Below are 19,011 nucleotides of genomic sequence, written 5' to 3'. Positions count from 1 at the left end.
CACACTCTCTTCACTGTCAACTGCTATCAAGCCTAATTTTGAGTCTATCAATCGGTTTGTGAAACGCTTAGTTATCTTAATCACAATTATCTTAACAGTATTACTGAGTAGCTGTGGCGGTTCCTCGCGGCTATTAAACTTTCCCTTTGATTCAGGAGGAAGAAGCCTGAATAGCCCTGCGGCTGAACTGACGCCGCGCGTCTCTGGAAGATACATCGTCTTTAGTTCGGACCGCTTTGGGCGTCAAGATATTTATTTGTTTGATATGGTGAGCCGTAGATTAGTTGACTTACCAGGATTAAATTCGTTTGATGCGATCGCCTCAAGTCCTGCTTTATCCAAAAATGGTCGGTACATTGTATTTGCTAGCAATCGTCAAGGAAAGTCTGGCATCTTTTTGTATGACCGCGAAACCCGCCAGTTACGGAACTTGACAACTAACTTACAAGCCGAAGTTCGTAACCCAACAATTAGCGCTGATGGCAATCGAATTGCCTTTGAATCAAGTGCTAACGGACAGTGGGATATTCTCGTCTATGATCGCGCCGGACAACCAATCAATATCCCAACTGAACCTCAATAAAAAGAGATAGGACAGGGGTAACTTTAGATGCAGGAAAGAAAACTATAGATAATCTTCTCTTTTCACTACCCACTAGTTACTAGCCACTCATAACTACTTCCTCACCCCTCACCTCTCTTTTGTTGTACCGATTCAATCAGCGATCGCACTTCTTCTGTACCCGTTGATGGTTCAAAATGAAGTGGAAATTTACCGCGAATGAGCATTTTGAAACCAAGCGGTGTAATTCGCAATAAACCTTCGAGGTCGCGGAAGTAATCGCCGACAACTTGAAGAACAAATTTCGGTTCATTAATCCAGCCGCCTTGCTTTACAAGTTCAATTAATCCTTTGCGGTGTCGAATCGGGATACTATCTGGTACTTCCTTATTCGCTAAGATTTCTTGTTTGATTTTGCTGATTTGATCCAAAGGTGCAACATCCATCGGACACACACTATTGCAATAAAAACAGCGCGTACAACCCCATACACCTTGAGTGCCAATATTATATTTTTCCAAGCGCGTTTCAGTTTGAGTATCGCGTGAATCTGTTACCATACGGTACGCTTTGGCAAGCGCATGAGGACCGACAAAATCGGAATTGATTTCCCGCGCATTGCATTCGGAATAGCACGCACCACACATAATGCAATTACCCGTTTGATCGAGACGCGATCGCTCTTGTGGAGTTTGTAAAAATTCGCGTTCTGGTATTTTTCTAGCGCTTGAACTGATATAAGGTTCTACCGCCTCTAAATGTTTCCAAAAACTATCCATATCTACCACTAGGTCTTTGATGACGGGCATATTTCCTAATGGTGCCAGCATAATTTCTGGAGTTATCGCGTCACCCTCGATGTTTTGTAATCTTTGAACTTCACTACCGACGTTTTCCTTACACGCTAAAGCCGAACGTCCGTTAATCCGCATTGCACAACTGCCACAAATCGTATTGCGACAATTTTTCCGAAATGCTAAACTTCCGTCTTGCTCCCACTTGATGCGATTTAGGCAATCTAAAATTGTATTACCTGGCTCAACTTCTAACTGGTATGTCTGGGCTTGGGCTGGAGAATTTTCTTTTTGCCGAATAACTTTAAAAATAACTTGCATCTTTACAAAGCCTTACAGTTTTTTTATGCGTACCTATAATTTGATCGTCTTGCTAGCATTTACTTGCTAAGATATTTTGCGATCACTTACTACACTTTGGTACTTAGTAGGTGATTTGGAGGTTACTTCTAGTTTAAAACCGATCTCAGAACTCTGGTTAGCTCAGCCCTTCTACCTACTTAATAATGTTTTGCTTGAAAGTTGATATACAGAGATGAGCCGAAGTCCACAGGAGAGGAGAAGGGAGAATTGTGATTTGTCGCAACTATTTTTTCAGTTGGTTTAACTAAGGTTGAGTTGTTGATTGGTGAATGACAAACCACAATGTTACAAAAAATATGTCTTAAGAATTATGTGTCTGGACTTGACATAATATGCTGGCTGGGATTGAGACCCTCGTGGATAAATCAGTAAACTGCTAGCCATTATTTGTAGCACAGACTAATAAAAGCCGAACAAAGAGGCATCTGCGTTTAATTTTTGATATCGCTAATCAATGGTTGCCTCACTGGCAAAATAAAAATATTTGCAAATTGCCAAAAACTTTACTCATTACCTCGCTGCTTCGCCACTACAATAAAAATTGTATGCAAATATAATTTAACAAGGGATAAGATGTAAATATTCCCAGATTATTTTGCTAAAAAGTAGAGAGAAGAGGATATATTTTTTATAATGTCATTGTTGTAAAAGACAATGAAACCAACTTGGAGAACGTAAGGATTTATAAGTGCGATGACTGAAACCGCAACTGCACCATTAACAGGAAAAGCATTACTGCAAAAGGTAAAAGAATTATCTGACTTACCAAGACGAGAAAGAGCAAAGCGCTGTGGTTATTACACAGTAACCAAGAATAAACAGACTCGCGTTAATCTCACTGATTTCTATGATGCATTATTAGCAGCTAGAGGAATTCCCCTAAGTCCAGAAGGACCAAAAGATGGACGCGGTCGCGAACCAACATATCGTGTTAGTGTTCACAAAAATGGTCAAATTGTCATAGGTGCAACTTACACTGAGGCAATGGGACTCAAACCAGGAGATGAATTTGAAATCAAGCTAGGATACAAACACATTCACTTGATTCAACTAGATAGTGATAAAAGTGCTAGCCAGGACGAAGATGCTGACGAAGATGAAGAATAATTTTCTCAAAAGGATTAAGGCTCATTCCTCAATATCGGAAACATAACTTTTAGCCTGACCTTTTTATTAATCTTCAATCAAAAAAAATCTGGCAAATTGACAGCGGTTTTGAACGAGCATCTTCAATATACAGCGCATAGTTTGCTGATAAATTTGGCAGCTACCCCAGTATCATTACTACAAGTAATAGGCTTTTTAACTGCTTGGGCTGGGTGTTGGTTGCCAATAGCAATTCCGCTGTTTGTCGCGCGTGGTGAGTCAAAGACTTTAGCTGCGCAGAAACTTCCGTTATTAGCATCACTCTATCTTCTTGCCCCAATTGTGCTTTGGAAAGTGAGCCAAATCACAAACAGAATTTTTTTAGACTATGGCTTGGTCTGGAATTTTGCAATTCTGCGATCTTTGGGCGTAGGTTTAGCGATCGCCATCCTCAGTCTCGCGATTTTGTTTGCGATTCAAACAATTTTGGGCTGGGTAAATTGGCAAAAGATATCGCTACAGCAAATCATGAGTGTCGTACTACCGACATTCGTTTTAGCGCTATGGGTAAGTGCAACTGAAGAATTAATTTTTCGGGGCTTTATGCTGACACAAATGCAGCAAGATTATCCATTGTGGATCGCCGCAGTTATTTCTAGCGGAATTTTTGCGGTATTGCATCTTGTGTGGGAACAACGCGAAACTGTACCGCAACTTCCTGGATTGTGGTTGATGGGGATGGTACTTGTGTTAGCGCGAGTTATTGATAGTGGAAGTTTAGGCTTAGCTTGGGGACTACATAGCGGTTGGGTGTGGGCGATCGCATCCATCGACACCACTCAAATTCTCACCTACACACAAAAAGTTCCTGACTGGGTAACAGGGAAATATGCGAAACCGCTGGCTGGCATTTTAGGAATTTTACTGTTACTCGCAACGGCGGGAATTTTATTGGTAATGGGTAATTGGTAATGGGAAACACATATTATCGATTACTTCGTGGTAGCACTCAAAATTGTTACAGGATTTAAGGGTGTAAACCGCGTTAAATCCGCAATTGGTACAGAACGCGATAGCTGTACTTGCAACATTTGATAATGCCATTGTTGATGTTTGAGCCAATCTAACGCGATCGCAAGGTGTTCTACCGTTGCTAAAGCAAGGACAATAACACCATTGGGGGAAAGGCGCACAGCCTCCAAAATAGCAACTAAATTACCGCCACTACCACCAATAAACACGCGATCTGCGGTGGGAAGTTGTGATAAAACTTCTGGCGCCCTACCGTGAATCGAAACAACATTCTTTACACCAAAGCGATCGCAATTTTGTTGAATTAAAGTTGTCCCTGCTGCGGTTTTTTCGATGGCATAGATGCAAGATGTCGGAAACAAGCGGGCGATTTCGATCGCAACGGAACCCGTACCTGCACCAATATCCCAGACAATTTGCCCAGGTTGTAACGCTAACTCTCCCAAAACTAACACGCGGATTTCGCGCTTGGTCATTAATCCTGGGCGATCGCTAAAACTTAAAAATACGCGATCGGGTAAACCAAACTGTGGTAAAGTTGCTAAATCTAAGTCTTTTGAGTCACTTTGACGCAGTAAAACAACGACATTCAACGGTGCAAACGTTGTTGATGCAACTTGTTCGAGTGAGCAAGATTGTACGCGTTGTGGCTGACTCCCTAAATTTTCGCAAACCCAAAACTGATAATCGCTTGGTAAATCTAACGACTGAAGCAAACGCGCGATCGCACTCGGAGTATTTGTGTTATCTGTCAACACAGCAATCTTCTCAACGCCTTGCTGTAATGCTTGAATTAATTCTGTTAACGAACGTCCGTGAACGCTAATGATTTTAGCATCGTGCCAGGGAACCTTGATCGCGTTAAATGCTAATTGTACTGAACTTAAATGCGGGTGAAAAGCGAGTTTTTCGGACGGAAATTCTGCTACTAAAAGTCGCCCTAAACCAAAAAATAGCGGATCGCCGCTGACCAAGACAACGATATTGCCTGTATTTTGCTGTCGAATGCGCTCAATCGCTGCGGTAAAATCACCAAGTACCCACTTTTGGGCGGGATGCTTAGGAAAATAGCTTAAATGGCGATCGCTTCCCATTAATAATGTCGCTTGGGCAACGATTTGCTGTACATTCTCGCTTAACCCTGCTTTACCATCCAAACCGATTCCGACAACATGAACTACGCTCATCAATCATCCTGATTTCTACTTCTGTAGTGCTAGCATAATGAGAGCATTGAGAATTGCCGCAGCAACAGCCGATCCTCCCTTACGACTTTCAACGCGAATTTGATGAACGGGTGTTTGGGCTAATGCGGCTTTCGACTCCAAAACCGAAATAAAACCTACCGGAGCGCCAATCGCCAATGCGGGTAAGATAGAAGTTGTTGTGATGCGATCGCACAACGCTAGTAAAGCGGTTGGGGCATTACCAATGACATAGATAGCGTGCGGATATTTCTCGTAACATTGAAGTATACCTGTTTCGGTGCGCGTTTTTCCTGGTAAAGCAGTACTAACTTGTTCTACCGCGCTGATTAGTGGGTTATTAAATGTCTTTGTTACCAATCCGATAACACCCTGTTTCACCATGCTGACATCGGTAACAATCGGAACACCACACCGCAGCGCCGCGATTCCGGCATGAATTGCTTTTGGACTAAAGGAAATCAGATGTTTAAACTCAAAGTCGGCGGTAGTGTGAATCACGCGGCGGATGATCGCATATTCCGCATCACTCCAATTATGCGCGCCGATTTCGCGGTCAATGACGGCAAAACTTTGCTCCATAATGGGATGGATTTGGATCGTACTTTCGTTTTGTTCGCGCTTCACGAGTGATTTTTATGCCAATTTATGTTTACTGGGGTGAAGATGATTTCGCGATGCAAACAGCAATTTTTCGCTTACGCGATCGCTTTGTTGATTCCCAATGGCTCAGTTTTAACTATACCGTAATTCCAGCGACGCAACCTGACGCAGTTATCCAAGGACTTACACAAGCTATCACACCTCCTTTTGGCGCTGGTCATCGCTTGACATGGCTTGTTGATACAACAGTATTTCAGCAGTGTTCCACTGACTTATTAGCCGAGTTACAACGCACATTACCCGCGATTCCTGAAAACTCAGTTTTACTACTCAGCTGTCGCAATAAACCGGATGGACGTCTCAAATCTACGCAGCTAGTCCAAAAATTTGCACAAATTCAGGAATTTTCCTTGATTCCTCCGTGGAAAACCGAGCAACTCATTGACAAAGTACAACAAGCGGCGCGGGAATTGAATATCAAACTGACGTTGCAAAGTGCGCAGATGCTAGCGGAAGCTGTCGGCAATGATACACGTCAAATGTATAACGAATTAGAGAAATTACGCATATTTGCCAGTTTTGACTCAAAACCCATAGATAAAGCCGCAGTCGCTGCCTTAGTTAGTAATAATACTCACAACAGTTTGCACCTAGCCGCCGCAATTAAAGATGGCGATTCGGCGAAAGCGTTAGAATTGATAACACAACTGATCGAGCAAAATGAGCCTGCTTTGCGCATCGTTGCGACTTTAATAGGACAATTTCGTATGTGGTTGTGGGTGAAGCTGATGAGTGAGACAAGGCAAGATAATGCAGCGATCGCGCAAGCGGCTGAAATTGCAAATCCTAAGCGCGTTTACTTTTTACAACAAGACGTTAAAGGCGTTTCCGTGAAGCAACTCGCTTCTACATTGCCAGTATTACTCGAACTCGAAGTCAGCCTAAAACAAGGAATTGAGGAAATTTTAGTTTTACAAACGAAGATTATGGAACTTTGCCAACTTTTTTGCTAAATCTGTTAGTAATTGATTGGGTGTGGTAAGGACATTAAGAATTTCTCCTCTTGACTGCTCAACTAAAGAACTTCAGTCAAGTTCAGGAAAAATACGGAGAAGTCTGAAAAAATTAAGTTCGGAGATTTTGGTGATCGCTCAGCGATTAACTTGAGAATAATTTGATTTCTGGAACTTATAAGCAATAAATTACTTCAAAACAATTGTTACTCTAAAGTACTGTTCTCGTTGCTTGTTGTATGATATCTTATCGGCATATCGTTTCTGGTCATCACTTCCGCCGAATGCTATCGCGATCGCTTGTTATCGCTACTTTAAGTAGTGTAAGTGTCGTATCTGGATTAGTTCCTAATTTAGCTGGATCGCGAAAAGTGGAATTTTCTTCTGTAGCTTATGCCCAAGCTGTGAGCAATGCAGAGGTGACAAACTATGCTCGCTCAGTTCTCGTCATGGAACCTGTGCGACAAACCGCGTTTAACGAAATCAAAAGAATCATTTCTTCAGACAATATTCCACCAATTGTTTGCAACCAACCACGTAGCTTTAGTTCGCTACCTACAGATGCACGTAATATTGCAGTCGAGTTCTGCAAGCGATCGCGGCAAATTGTCGAAAGTAATGGTTTAACGATTAATCGCTTTAATGCAATCACAGTCAACTTGCAAAGCGACGCGCAACTCGAACGACGAGTGAAAAATGAGTTATTGCGGCTGCAAAATGCCTCGGCTAATTAGTTGTAGCGAAATTATATAATATTGATGATCAGGTGCGAGCGCAAGTAAGCTTAAACTTGCAATATTTCTTTTGTGTCATCTATAGCAGTCTCGTTGGGGTAGTTAGGACATCGAACACGCTAAGTTGACAGTTGGTAGTTGATAGTTGACAAAGTCTTCCCACACTCTCTTCACTGTCAACTGATCTCTGACCTCTGACTCCTGCCATAACCCATGTTCCAAAAAACAAATGGCTAGTATTAGCCTGGCATTAACTCTATCTTAATCTTGCAAGAGTAATGTAGTTACCCGTAATAACGTGAGTTTGCAGTACCGTGGGACTTACGCGAGAACTCGGATTTTTTGTTTGAATGCCTACGGATAGCAGCTAACGCTTAGATAGTGCACTGTGATATCAGGGCATAAGTGTTTCATGTTTTCATGATTTGCGTAAGTCCTGACGATATCTTTACTCATGCTCACATCAGTACAGGGCAAGCAATACAAGAGGAGAACTTATCGTGAGTAGTAAACGCAGTCTCAGGCAGAAGTATTCCCGCATTGCTAGAGGAGGAGCATATGAGGAGGCTACGCACCATGCCAAGCAGTTTGATAACGATGGCGAACCGATCTCTAATCGTTCTAGCAATCCCTTCTTTTCATCAATCTTGAACTCTCGCTTACAACGTCGTCAAGTATTAAGAGGTACACTTGCAGCAGCCGTAACCTCAATGTTTGCAGGACCAATTATGGATGGATTGAAGGCTCGTCCTGCCAGTGCCAACAATACTAAGTTGGGGTTTAAACCGGTTCCTATTAGCGAAGCCGATACCATTGTCGTTCCAGAAGGTTATACCGCCCGCGTTCTCATACCTTGGGGAGAACCGATCAGTGGCAGTTTTCCCCGTTATAGCTTGAAAAATACAGGAGCAGAGCAGGGAATGCAAGTCGGTCAGCATCACGACGGCATGCACTTCTTCCCCATTGAAGGTAAATCACCTTACGAGGGTAGCTCAGTCGATGGACTCTTAGTCGTAAATCATGAATATATCGAGCCGCGTTATACTCATGCAGCAGCAGTCGGGCAAGCATTAGGTCCTGATGGTTTTCCGCAGAAAGAAGACGGTACTCGTGAAACCGATCAAGTTCTCAAGGAAATGAATGGACATGGAGTCACTATTACACGGATATCTCGTCAATCTGATGGTAGCTGGCGTGTAGTGCGCGATCAGCGCAATCGTCGGATTACAGCCTTGACTCCTATGGAAATTCGAGGACCTGTACGCGGATCTGATTTAGTTAAAACGAAATACAGTCCAGATGGGACGAGAACTCGTGGCACAATCAACAACTGCGCTCACGGTGTCACTCCTTGGAATACATATCTCACTTGTGAAGAAAACTGGGCGAGATATTTCCTCAACAACGATGAAGACGTACCTCGCGATCACGAGCGTTACGGAGTTTCTACCGATGGCACTTCACGCTACGGCTGGGAATTGGCAGATAGCAAGGCAGACGAGTATATTCGCTTTGGTGCTTCTGCAAGCGGTGCCAGTGCTACTGAGGACTATCGCAACGAGCCGAATGCCTTTGGCTGGGTGGTAGAAATTGATCCTTTCAATCCCAATAGCACTCCTGTAAAGCACACTTACCTTGGACGGTTTGCGCATGAGGGAGTTGTGTTTCAGTCACCTGTAGAAGGTCAGCCAATCGTTTGCTATTCTGGCGATGATGCTCGGTTTGAGTACATTTACAAATATGTTTCCGCACAGCCCTATTGCCAGGCAACAGCCAGTGGGGCTTTATTGGATGACGGAACGCTCTACGTGGCTCGGTTCAATGAAGATGGCACAGGTAACTGGCTCGCACTCAAGTTTGGTGAGAATGGACTGACTCCTGAAAATGGCTTTCAAGATCAGGCAGATATTCTGGTTAATACACGCACTGCTGCTGATTTTGTAGGTGCAACCAAAATGGATCGTCCGGAGTGGGGAGCAATTGATCCTCGCAATGGAAACGTTTACTTCACGCTAACGAACAACTCCAATCGCAAATCTGAGCAAGTGGATGCTGCGAATCCCCGTCCTGAAAACGATTGGGGGCATATCATTCGCTGGAGTGAAGCTGGTAAGAACCCAACTGCTACCTCGTTCCAATGGGATATATTTGTACTGGCTGGACCAGAAGATGATAGCCGCAAGCTATCTGGTCGCCCTCTCAATGCCGATAACATTTTTGTGAATCCGGATGGATTGTGGTTTGATGCTGACGCTCGCCTGTGGATTCAGACTGATATTGGTGAAAGCTCTCAGAACCAAGGTGAGTTTGCACAGTTTGGCAACAACCAAATGTTAGCAGCTGATCCGGATACTGGTGAAATTCGCCGCTTCTTAACAGGACCCATCGGACAAGAAATTACGGGTGTAGTGACAACGCCTGACCAGCGCACAATGTTCATTAACGTCCAGCACCCAGGAGCAACGACTTCTGAAGAGGAGTTTGCGGCAGGTAAAATTAACTCACGCTGGCCTAACCAAGATCCAAAAATTTATCCTCGATCCGCGACGGTCGTGATTACTAAAGATGATGGTGGCATCATTGGAACTTAGCGATCGCTCAATTTTCAATCGTGATGTCATTCGCAACTAAATACTAAACTTAAGTTATTTTGGGGGTCACATTGACCCCTTAAACATTCTTGACACGCTATCATCTCTGTATGAAGTTTTAAACCAAAAAATACTATTCTTTTCTAAAGATATTTCAAAATAATTATTACTTAACGCTTGTCTAATTAGGTTTTAGCTATATAGCTAATATTAACAATTAAAGTACTTACGCATACGTACACCAATCTAGAAAATAATTTTTGTAAAAACTAACTCCTCAATTTAGATTGCTTGATTTGAGCAGTATTAACCACACTATTAACTCACCTTAATGTTGTACAGGTACTGTATTTAACCGGAATACTGCGAATAAATTCGCCGATCTACAAACGCCGTAGCTAGCAAACAATTGCATAGCAATTCTGACAAGAAGGGGAGTTTCATGTCTAAGCTTACTCGCAGACAGCTACTTGTGTTCTTTGGAGCCAGTGCTGGTACTGCTGTATTAGCGCCTGTCGTAGGAGAAAGATTACTGGGTAATGGGTCTACCTATGCCCAAACAGTTGTACCTTTAAGCTTTACGCCTGTACGTTTACCACATCCTTTACCAATATATCAACAGCAAGTCAGTTATTTACCAACAGGAATTGGCAAAGGAAATATATTACAGCCAGCCTCGGACGCGAAGTTAACAACTTACACCGTTTTTGATGATGTGATTGTGCCGCCAGAGTATGAGCGGTATGTGATTGTGCGCTGGGGCGATCGCGTTTTCCCCAATCCAGATGAATACTTTGGTTACAACTGCGACTACACGTCCTTTGTTCCTATTGAGGGAAATCTCAACGATGGGTATCTTGTCGTTAACCATGAATACGTAGGCTATCCTTTTTCGCAACTTGCACCTGATACCCCAGAGGATCTAGTAGATACAGCGCAATTTCCCATAGCTTATCCTTCGGCAGTAGGACGCAGTCTACCCAATGAAAAAAACCGCGAATTACTCGGCGAGTTTTTCTACAATTTAGGACTTTCTGTTATTCGTATTACACGGAATAACCAGGGATACTATGCGGTTGTTCGCGATCCAAACAACTGTCGCCTTCATGGTCTTTCCGGCTTAAAAATCAATAGCCAACGTACAGATCAGTACAAAGATGTCACTTCTTGGGGAACTCGCAGTTACCAAAAAGGAGATAATAACTATATCATTGGTACTGGACCTGCTGCCAAAGAAGTTTTTAATTTGAGTTCTGATGGGTTAGGTAACAAGATTATTGGCACTGGCTTCAACTGCTCTGGCGGTACTACCCCTTGGAATACAATTCTATCTGCTGAGGAAAACTTTCAAGCAAGTTCCAGATTCTTTAATGGGGTAACAGAAGCAGTAAAACCCGATGGCACACAACTTGATTATATCGAGGGTACAGTCGGAGCCGAATTTGGCTTAGTTGGCGAAAAATACGGTTGGATGGTAGAAGTAGATCCCTACAATCCTAATTTTCGTCCGCGCAAACATACTGCACTAGGTCGCTTCCGTCATGAAAACATTGCCTTCCGTGCAGAAGTTGGCAAAAAGCTAGTCGGTTACATGGGTGATGATCGGCGTGGCGGTCACACTTGGAAGTTTGTCAGCAAAGGAACTGTTGTTAAGCCCGTCGATGGCAATGCGAAGAAAGATAATAGCGCCTTGTTTGAAGAAGGTACGTTGTATGTAGCTAAATATAATCCGCCTAAAGACCCAAGCAAAGCTGAAGGAACAGGGGAATGGATTCCGCTTGTATTAAGTACTGCAACGAATCCAATTCCACCATCTGTTCTAGCCTCTGTTGAATTAGCAGCATTGGGTACAGCTTCCAGAGACGGTTTAATCAAGTTACCTAGCCGGATTAGCACAGGTCAAGAAGTAGACGGTGGTGGTTTTGATGTTACTATTACCAACGAAGCTACCGCGCTGCCACCTTACAAAGGCAAAAAGCTATCCGATTTCTACACCAGTCAAGGTGCAATACTTGTTGACGCTTTCATTGCGGCTAACTTAGTTGGTGGAACTCCCACAGCGCGTCCTGAAGACTTGGAAGTTAATCCCCGCAATCCGAGAGAAGTCTTTATTGCTTATACTGACGGTGCGCCAGGAAGTGACGGTTATCCTGATTCGCGGATTTTTGTCGTTTCTAAGTACAGTGAAGCTATAACTGCGGCGCAGCCTTCGGGAGAACTCTTTAAGATTATTGAAGATAGTGAAGATGGTACAGGCACGACTTTCCGTTGGGAACGCTTTGTTAAAGGTGGAGAAGCAGGCGCAGAACCTGGAGATGGTTTTGCTAATGTGGATAACTTAGCATTTGACAACCAAGGCAATATCTGGGGTGTTACTGATATGTCCACTAGCGCGCACAACGGTTTTGATGTTGGTGCTGCGGGTACCCCATTGGATATAGAACACACTGTAGTTGGTTCAAATTCGCCTAGTATCATCGATTCCGACAAAAATGTAGAAACTTCAAACCTTGTTGGTGTCTTCGGTAATAACTGGTTATTCTTCATTCCTACAAGTGGTTCTGATGCTGGAGAAATCGTACCTTTTGCATATGGTCCACCGCGCTGCGAGATGACAGGACCAACCTTTATTGGCAACGATACCTTAATTATCGCCGTGCAGCATCCTGGTGAAGATTGTCCTTATACTCCGCAAGAAACTCTCAATCGCGAAATTGAGATGCTCAACTTAGATGGTACGCTCTTCAAGCAAAAGCGTCATGTCCCGCGCGGTAGCAATTGGCCTAGCAATATTGAAGGCAGACCTCAGGGCGCACCTCGTCCATCAGTTATCGGTATTCGCCGCAAAGATGGCAAAGGAACATTTGTGTAAATTGTTACCTTAATTGCATGGATTAATTGTGGTTATTTCGAGAGATATTTGCTGCTGGAAATAACCATTTTTTTCTAGCTTGGCGAATTTATTCGCAGCTATATAAACAAAGTCCACCTCCTTAGTGTTACTCGGTTCCTAGCATCTGTAAATTGTGTAGACTAGCATATAAACCACCTTGCTGTAGCAATTCCTCATGCGTGCCTGATTCGACAAGCTGACCGCGCTTGAGAACAAAAATGCGGTCTACATTACGGATAGTTGATAGGCGGTGCGCAATGATAATTGCTGTGCGATTTACAAGTAACTGATCCAAGGCATCTTGAATTAAAGCTTCGGTACCAACATCTAAATTAGCTGTCGCTTCGTCTAATACTAAAATATGCGGATCGCGAATGGCAGCGCGGGCAAACGCGAGAAGTTGCTTTTGACCACTTGACAGGTTTGTACCGCGTTCTCTTAGTTGAGTGTCGTAGCCTTGCGGTAATTGTTCGATAAATTGAGCAATATTCGTTTTCTTTGCGGCTGCGGTAATTTCTTCAAAAGAGTAAGAATCACCTAGGATGATATTACCTTTAACATCTCCCGCGAATAAAAAACCCTCTTGCAAGATCACTGCCATGCGACTTCTGAGTTCTGCTTGTGGTAAATCACGAACATCAATACCGTCTACTAGAATCCGCCCGCGACTTGGTTCATACAAGCGGCACAATAGTCTGATAATAGAACTTTTGCCTGCACCTGTGGGACCTACTAAAGCAACTTTTTCACCAGGATGAATGACAAAGTTTAAATCTTTGATAACGTAATCATCATCTTTGTAAGCAAACCAAACGTTTTCAAAGCGAATTTCTCCTACTGAGGAGCGAGGAGCGAGGGGCGAGGAGCGGGGAAAATCATTTTGATTGTTGCGTGCTTGCAGATTTTTAATGTGTTTTGGATCGCGAATTTCAATTGGTTCATCAAGAATATCACTGACACGTTCTACAGCGGTGAAGCCTGCTTGAATCGCCGTAAATTTTTCGGCAAATTGTCTTAAAGGATCAAATAGACGTTGTGCAAAGAGAATAAATGCAGATAATGTCCCAAATGTCAACTGTTCGCGTAGGACCAGAAAGCCTCCTAGCCAAAGAACAGCTGCGATCGCAACCAATGCAACCCATTCTAACGTTGCAGACACGGCTGAGTCGTGAAAGATAGTTTTATCAACTTCACGAACATATTGTTTGTTGGTTGTCCGAAACAGTTGCGCGTTGAATTTCTCGCGTCGAAATAATTGCACCACATTGATACCAGTAATATTTTCTTGCAATGTGGAATTCAGCACCGAAAGTTCTTCTCTGGCTTTGTAGTTTGCTTTGCGGTACTGTTGCTGAAAATAAATAATTAACGCTGTCACTGGAAACAGCATCAACGTCAGCATCAAAGCAAGTTGCCACTGCAAGGCGAACATTGTGATTAAAATTACCAGCATTGAGAAAACATCACTGATAATCCCAATCGCCCCAGTAGCAAAGACATCACCCAAAGCTTCGACATCGCTCGTCAGGCGAGTAATCAACTTACCTACAGGGGTACGGTCAAAAAACCGCACTGCTAGTGATGTGACGTGTTCAAATAAGTCATTCCGGATATCAGCCGTAATTTGTTGTCCGACTTTTTGGACAAGATAACCTTGAAGTCCTGTAAAGATTAATCGAAAAATGACCGTTAGTAGCAACAAGCCCTCTAGTATTCTCAATCCTTCAGATAAAGGACGATTTTGGAGAAACTCATAGACATTTGGTTCTTGGCGAATTAGAGAAATTGCCTGTCCAATAATCAATGGTTGTACCGCGCCAGCGATCGCCACCGGAACAAGCAACAACATAGATACTATTAACAGCCGCCCGTGACGCCTTCCATAAGGCACTAACCGTAAAAATAATCGCCAGTCATTTTCGCGGCGACGATTTGTCACTAGCGGCGATTGTGGCGCCGAAATAGTCATGCTAAAACCTAATAACGTAATCTTCAAAGCGCAAGGCACGCTTATCGAGTTTAGCGCTAGCGCATCCTAAATCACCATGCTTAAGATGGAAAGTCGATAATAGATGAATACAAATTGACTAGGCGAATGGCAATATTTAAGATTTAGCGATCGCACAGCGAAAAGCAGAGATATTTGGCAAGGAACTGGGCATATTAAAGTTTGTAGATTTGCTCAGTTATTGTCAAAAAAATGTTGAAAAAACTCGTTATCTGGATATTAGTTACCAATGCAGTTTTGTTTAGTCTTGCGGCCAAATCTTCTCCGGTATGGTACAAAGACGATCCTTGGAAACTCGCGTCAGCTATTGTTCATTACCCAACGACAGCAGCAAATTATTACAAACACGTTGTTTACAGAGGTACAGAAACCTCTTTAGATGAGTATCTTTTTTATTGGGGTATTAAAGCTAAAGTTTACAAGCAAGATATTTCTCGCACTGAAGTAGAGATAAAAGGTGAATCTCTTATGCTTGATAACGTTAAACAAAATCCTTGGGCTATATGTCATTTAATTTATTTTAATAACGGCGAAGATCTGCCAGAAGTGACTTGTGTAGCTACGAATAATAAAGGTGAACCATTAGATAGAAATATACTTAATAGCGCTTATCGTCAAACTGTGTATCAAAAGACTACTGGTTTATAAATTAACAAGCTGAAGTGCGATCGCATCCTAAAATATAAAGTGAAGTTCTAATCCCAGTGCGTTAAGAAGCTTAGTTTTTAGCGGCTACCCAACCACCAGTTCCGAGTCCTGTATAAAATCTAACAATATTATCAAAGCCGGTTTGCTGTAACAACTCAATTGTGCGTGACTCAGTAATAGGATAAACACGATTATTACTAGATGCTGAGATTTCCTCTCTCTGTTCTAGTGGTATTCCCCTTTCTTCCCAGTAGTGTTTAACAATCGCCGTGAGTTTCTCAAATTCAGGCGAACCTTTTTCGCCAAATATATCTACTAAAATAAGTGGGGCTGCTGATTGTAATCGTTGTGCAATACTTTGAAGTAACGCGAGTTTGCTACCATCATCAGGCAAAAAATGCATGACCAAAATACACGTTGAGCCGTCATAAAGCAGCATATCGGGTAAATCGTGGGTGTATCCTTGGAATAGCTTGATGCGATTTGATGAGTCGTCTTGAGTGATTTTTTGTTGGGCGATCGCCAACATATTACTCGATGGATCGACACCTAGTAATTGCCACTGTGAGTTACTTTTACTAAACTTCACCAACTCCATCCCTGTACCCGCACCCACAATCAAGACATTTGCGGTTTCTGGTAAATGAAATTTTAGAGATGACAATGCCATTGTGTGCATTGCTTCATACCCAGGAAGTGCCTGACGCGCACGATCGTCGTATTCTGTACTAAAAACTGGCGGATTAGCATCAAAGTCAACCGTTTGTTTGTGCATATCCATATATAGCAGTCCTAAGTCATTTATTAAAAACTCTCCCTATCTCTTTGCTCAGCGTCCTCTGCGTACGCCAGTTCTCTCAACGGAGGACACCTCCGCACGAGACTGGCTCCTCAGTGGTTCGTTTAAAAAACAGTTTTCACAAATCCAACTTTCGTCTAACGAGATTCAATATTCACGTACAAATACAACAATTCAAACATTATTTATCTGACATTAAACTGTCGCTAAAGTCTTAGAACGGATCTTCTCTATGATTTCACTCAAATTATCTGTATTTAGCCGATAACTTAATGGATGCGCAATCAATCGCGCGGTGCTTTCGTAAAGTACTTCAATTTCAATTAAGCCATTCTCACGTAAAGTCCGCCCAGTAGAAACTAAATCAACGATCGCCTCAGACATTCCGGTAATTGGTCCTAATTCTACCGAACCGTATAAAGGCACAATTTCTACAGGTAAATCAATACTATCAAAGTATTCGCGCGCGCAATGCACAAATTTAGACGCTACTCGACTATTGGTTGGTAATTCTACCGCTGAACGATACGGACTCGATGCTTTCACTGCGACTGACATCCGACAGCGCCCGTATCCTAAATCGATTAAATGTGCAACTTGGGGTTTCTTCTCGCGGAGTACGTCGTAACCAGCGATTCCCAACTGTGCTTGACCATATTCTACATATACAGGAACATCATGCGTTCGCACGAGTAATGCTTGTGCTTTTCCTGTCGGATCTTGAATTTGCAGTTGCCGATTAGCAGAATCCAAAAAGGCACTAAAATCTAATCCTACAGATTGCAATAAGCTAATGCTATCTTTCAAAAGAGCGCCTTTCGGCAATGCCACAGTAAGCATAAGAATCAAATAGAGTTGCTAACACTAACACAAATTCTATACCCTTGCTCCTCGCTCCTCGCCCCTATTTCATATGAGAATTCTTTTGGTTGACGACGAAGTTGAACTGACTGATCCTTTGAGTCGCGTTCTTAGCCGCGAAGGTTACAGCGTTGACGCTGCTTATGATGGCGCAACTGGTAGTGAATTAGCAGCACAAAAAAGCTACGATCTCTTAATTTTAGACTGGATGCTGCCGTTTAGAACTGGTTTAGAAATTTGTCAAGAAGTACGCCGTAAGGGACAAACAACGCCTGTGCTGTTTCTCACGGCTAAAGACACTGTAGACGATCGCGTTCAAGGTTTAGATGCAGGTGCAGATGATTATCTCGTCAAACCGTTTGAATTACGCGAGTTACTTGCAAGAGTTCGGGCTTTGTTGCGGCGATCGGGGACTGAGGTGACAACATCGACATCTCAAAAGCTGCAAGTCGCTGATTTGGAACTAGATTGCGAAAATCAGCTAGCGTATCGTCAAGAACGAATGATTGAATTATCAGAAAAAGAAAGTCAGTTACTTGAATACTTTATGCGTAATGCTGGCCACTTGCTAACGCATACACAAATTCAACAACATTTATGGGGTGATGGCGAACCACCGAGTAGTAATGTCTTAGCTGCTTTAATTCGTTTGCTACGCCGTAAAGTTGAAGCCCCAGGAGAGACGCCATTAATTCACACTGTTTATGGTAAAGGTTATCGTTTTGGAGAAAATAACTGAATGTAGCTTTAACTCGATGAATAAATTCTATACTCCAGTAAATAAAGGGTATTTCCATCTATTTGTATATACTCGTATTCTCTGCTAATTTGACCTCCTAATGCTTCTGGAATTTTTCGACTAGCAATATTTCTGCGATCAACAGGATAACTCAGATATTCATAAATTATATTAGTATCGGTCCAATCTTTGAGCGCTGTAATTACCTCTAGTCCGTATTTATTACCGTGTGCTGCTTTTTTTAGCCAAATTCCTAATTCAGGATGTTGCTGTTTAATATTGTGTATACCAGCACAACCTAGAAATTCTTGTGTTTCCTTTTTTAAAATGACAACTCTCAGATCGCTACCGATTTTCAGTTGAGTAATTCCTTCTTGAATAAATGCTTCGGTTTCTGAAATTTCTCTAGGAGATTGCGGACACATATAAGTAGTAATTTCTTCTGTGAACTCTAAAAAGGTATTGTCTTTATACTCCATTGAGATAGGTTTTAATACTAATCGGTTTGTCACTATTCCTACATCAAGTAAATTCATTTCAATTACGATCGGTGAGGAGTTGGTTAATGAAATGTGAAGAAACTTTCGGGCTTAGGGTACCTCAAAGCAGGAACGAGTAGAGAGCATATTAGCGACGGTACTCTGCTAGATATTGCTCTAGGACAACTAACTGAGGCAGATTGAGACTGTAGTAAATCCAGCGTCCATCTGCCCTTGCACGAACCAAACCCACTTCCTTCAAGGTTTTGAGGTGGAAAGACAGTTTCGACTGCGTAACCCCTAGATATTCGCATTCGCATACGCATAGCTCTTGTATTCGCAGCAGTTCTAAGACCTGAATCCGCAGGTGGTCAGAAAGGGCATGAAAGCCAGAAGTAATAAAAGCTGGTGTAATTGTGGATGTTGCATGCATCAAGTTGTGTTGAACGATGAATCTAAGTTTTGACAATTCAATCTTTTAATTGTGTTTAGTAGAAACCAAACTAACCTCTGCTCACACCTTTGCGCTACCTAACTGAGTAACTATATATCCATAACAATAATACTGTACAGAATTTTTGGTAATACTGTACGTAATTAT

General features: G+C 42.5%; 17 protein-coding genes. 9 read left to right on the top strand and 8 right to left on the bottom strand.

Annotation, left to right across the window (positions count from 1 at the left end):
- Positions 1–58: 58 nt before the first annotated feature.
- The gene (locus NIES1031_RS06670) at positions 59–583 is read left to right on the top strand and encodes a TolB family protein (protein WP_073548708.1); all 525 of its coding nucleotides are present in this window, start codon (positions 59–61) and stop codon (positions 581–583) included.
- Between the two features lie 101 nt (positions 584–684).
- On the opposite strand, the gene NIES1031_RS06665 is transcribed toward NIES1031_RS06670, so the two are convergent.
- Entirely contained in the window at positions 685–1,677 is a 993-nt protein-coding gene (locus tag NIES1031_RS06665) for a succinate dehydrogenase/fumarate reductase iron-sulfur subunit (protein WP_073548707.1), read from the bottom strand.
- A 735-nt stretch (positions 1,678–2,412) separates the two neighbouring features.
- Between NIES1031_RS06665 and NIES1031_RS06660 the strand changes: the two genes are divergently transcribed.
- Together NIES1031_RS06660 and NIES1031_RS06655 are read left to right on the top strand one after the other, a co-directional pair.
- Complete coding sequence (locus tag NIES1031_RS06660; RefSeq protein WP_015188289.1) at positions 2,413–2,826, top strand: AbrB family transcriptional regulator; 414 nt, start codon at positions 2,413–2,415, stop codon at positions 2,824–2,826.
- Between the two features lie 153 nt (positions 2,827–2,979).
- Positions 2,980–3,777 (top strand): CPBP family intramembrane glutamic endopeptidase, encoded by a 798-nt coding sequence (locus tag NIES1031_RS06655; RefSeq protein ID WP_407919484.1) that lies wholly within the window; start codon positions 2,980–2,982, stop codon positions 3,775–3,777.
- 20 nt (positions 3,778–3,797) lie between these two features.
- On the opposite strand, the gene cbiE is transcribed toward NIES1031_RS06655, so the two are convergent.
- Together cbiE and NIES1031_RS06645 are read right to left on the bottom strand one after the other, a co-directional pair.
- The gene (gene cbiE, locus NIES1031_RS06650; protein WP_073548706.1) at positions 3,798–5,024 is read right to left on the bottom strand and encodes a precorrin-6y C5,15-methyltransferase (decarboxylating) subunit CbiE; all 1,227 of its coding nucleotides are present in this window, start codon (positions 5,022–5,024) and stop codon (positions 3,798–3,800) included.
- Positions 5,025–5,039: 15 nt separating this feature from the next.
- Positions 5,040–5,669: a cobalt-precorrin-8X methylmutase gene (locus tag NIES1031_RS06645; RefSeq protein WP_073548705.1), complete on the bottom strand. Its 630-nt coding sequence runs from the start codon at positions 5,667–5,669 to the stop codon at positions 5,040–5,042.
- 11 nt (positions 5,670–5,680) lie between these two features.
- On the opposite strand from NIES1031_RS06645, the gene holA reads away from it, so the two are divergent.
- The 4 genes from holA (at position 5,681) to NIES1031_RS06625 (ending at position 12,855) form a co-directional block, all read left to right on the top strand.
- Positions 5,681–6,658, top strand: a complete 978-nt coding sequence (gene holA / locus NIES1031_RS06640; protein WP_073548933.1) for a DNA polymerase III subunit delta — start codon at positions 5,681–5,683, stop codon at positions 6,656–6,658.
- Positions 6,659–6,897: 239 nt separating this feature from the next.
- Positions 6,898–7,392: a DUF4168 domain-containing protein gene (locus NIES1031_RS06635; protein WP_073548704.1), complete on the top strand. Its 495-nt coding sequence runs from the start codon at positions 6,898–6,900 to the stop codon at positions 7,390–7,392.
- Positions 7,393–7,892: 500 nt separating this feature from the next.
- Positions 7,893–9,983, top strand: a complete 2,091-nt coding sequence (locus NIES1031_RS06630) for a PhoX family protein (RefSeq protein ID WP_084544265.1) — start codon at positions 7,893–7,895, stop codon at positions 9,981–9,983.
- A 442-nt stretch (positions 9,984–10,425) separates the two neighbouring features.
- Positions 10,426–12,855, top strand: coding sequence for a PhoX family protein (locus tag NIES1031_RS06625; protein WP_073548703.1), 2,430 nt, complete (start codon positions 10,426–10,428; stop codon positions 12,853–12,855).
- 127 nt (positions 12,856–12,982) lie between these two features.
- On the opposite strand, the gene NIES1031_RS06620 is transcribed toward NIES1031_RS06625, so the two are convergent.
- Positions 12,983–14,845, bottom strand: coding sequence for an ABC transporter ATP-binding protein (locus NIES1031_RS06620; RefSeq protein ID WP_073548931.1), 1,863 nt, complete (start codon positions 14,843–14,845; stop codon positions 12,983–12,985).
- Positions 14,846–15,076: 231 nt separating this feature from the next.
- Between NIES1031_RS06620 and NIES1031_RS06615 the strand changes: the two genes are divergently transcribed.
- The gene (locus NIES1031_RS06615; protein ID WP_073548702.1) at positions 15,077–15,532 is read left to right on the top strand and encodes a hypothetical protein; all 456 of its coding nucleotides are present in this window, start codon (positions 15,077–15,079) and stop codon (positions 15,530–15,532) included.
- Positions 15,533–15,602: 70 nt separating this feature from the next.
- Here the strand turns inward: NIES1031_RS06615 and NIES1031_RS06610 are convergent, their stop codons facing one another.
- Both NIES1031_RS06610 and hisG read right to left on the bottom strand, forming a co-directional pair.
- Positions 15,603–16,313 carry a class I SAM-dependent methyltransferase gene (locus NIES1031_RS06610; RefSeq protein WP_236738740.1) on the bottom strand — a complete coding sequence of 237 codons (711 nt, stop codon included), beginning with the start codon at positions 16,311–16,313 and terminating at the stop codon, positions 15,603–15,605.
- A 213-nt stretch (positions 16,314–16,526) separates the two neighbouring features.
- Positions 16,527–17,171: an ATP phosphoribosyltransferase gene (hisG, locus tag NIES1031_RS06605; RefSeq protein ID WP_073548701.1), complete on the bottom strand. Its 645-nt coding sequence runs from the start codon at positions 17,169–17,171 to the stop codon at positions 16,527–16,529.
- A 73-nt stretch (positions 17,172–17,244) separates the two neighbouring features.
- Here hisG and rppA point away from each other — a divergent pair, with 73 nt between their 5' ends.
- The gene (gene rppA / locus NIES1031_RS06600; RefSeq protein ID WP_073548700.1) at positions 17,245–17,931 is read left to right on the top strand and encodes a two-component system response regulator RppA; all 687 of its coding nucleotides are present in this window, start codon (positions 17,245–17,247) and stop codon (positions 17,929–17,931) included.
- Between the two features lie 8 nt (positions 17,932–17,939).
- Here rppA and NIES1031_RS06595 read toward each other — a convergent pair whose 3' ends face one another.
- Together NIES1031_RS06595 and NIES1031_RS06590 are read right to left on the bottom strand one after the other, a co-directional pair.
- Complete coding sequence (locus NIES1031_RS06595) at positions 17,940–18,467, bottom strand: GNAT family N-acetyltransferase (RefSeq protein ID WP_073548699.1); 528 nt, start codon at positions 18,465–18,467, stop codon at positions 17,940–17,942.
- A 91-nt stretch (positions 18,468–18,558) separates the two neighbouring features.
- The gene (locus tag NIES1031_RS06590) at positions 18,559–18,843 is read right to left on the bottom strand and encodes an ArsR/SmtB family transcription factor (RefSeq protein WP_073548698.1); all 285 of its coding nucleotides are present in this window, start codon (positions 18,841–18,843) and stop codon (positions 18,559–18,561) included.
- Between the last annotated feature and the right edge of the window lie 168 nt (positions 18,844–19,011).

Source organism: Chroogloeocystis siderophila 5.2 s.c.1 (assembly GCF_001904655.1).
Taxonomy (GTDB): Bacteria; Cyanobacteriota; Cyanobacteriia; order Cyanobacteriales; family Chroococcidiopsidaceae; genus Chroogloeocystis; species Chroogloeocystis siderophila.
This window is presented reverse-complemented; position numbering and strand designations above follow the sequence as displayed.

What these genes read in the sequence shown, in the direction of transcription:
- NIES1031_RS06595 (WP_073548699.1), bottom strand. Translation starts at nt 18,467, where the DNA reads ATGAATTTACTTGATGTAGGAATAGTGACAAACCGATTAGTATTAAAA.
- holA (WP_073548933.1), top strand. Translation starts at nt 5,681, where the DNA reads ATGCCAATTTATGTTTACTGGGGTGAAGATGATTTCGCGATGCAAACA.
- NIES1031_RS06610 (WP_236738740.1), bottom strand. Translation starts at nt 16,313, where the DNA reads ATGGATATGCACAAACAAACGGTTGACTTTGATGCTAATCCGCCAGTT.
- NIES1031_RS06660 (WP_015188289.1), top strand. Translation starts at nt 2,413, where the DNA reads ATGACTGAAACCGCAACTGCACCATTAACAGGAAAAGCATTACTGCAA.
- cbiE (WP_073548706.1), bottom strand. Translation starts at nt 5,024, where the DNA reads ATGAGCGTAGTTCATGTTGTCGGAATCGGTTTGGATGGTAAAGCAGGG.
- NIES1031_RS06635 (WP_073548704.1), top strand. Translation starts at nt 6,898, where the DNA reads ATGATATCTTATCGGCATATCGTTTCTGGTCATCACTTCCGCCGAATG.
- NIES1031_RS06620 (WP_073548931.1), bottom strand. Translation starts at nt 14,845, where the DNA reads ATGACTATTTCGGCGCCACAATCGCCGCTAGTGACAAATCGTCGCCGC.
- NIES1031_RS06615 (WP_073548702.1), top strand. Translation starts at nt 15,077, where the DNA reads ATGTTGAAAAAACTCGTTATCTGGATATTAGTTACCAATGCAGTTTTG.
- hisG (WP_073548701.1), bottom strand. Translation starts at nt 17,171, where the DNA reads ATGCTTACTGTGGCATTGCCGAAAGGCGCTCTTTTGAAAGATAGCATT.
- rppA (WP_073548700.1), top strand. Translation starts at nt 17,245, where the DNA reads ATGAGAATTCTTTTGGTTGACGACGAAGTTGAACTGACTGATCCTTTG.
- NIES1031_RS06665 (WP_073548707.1), bottom strand. Translation starts at nt 1,677, where the DNA reads ATGCAAGTTATTTTTAAAGTTATTCGGCAAAAAGAAAATTCTCCAGCC.
- NIES1031_RS06590 (WP_073548698.1), bottom strand. Translation starts at nt 18,843, where the DNA reads ATGCATGCAACATCCACAATTACACCAGCTTTTATTACTTCTGGCTTT.
- NIES1031_RS06625 (WP_073548703.1), top strand. Translation starts at nt 10,426, where the DNA reads ATGTCTAAGCTTACTCGCAGACAGCTACTTGTGTTCTTTGGAGCCAGT.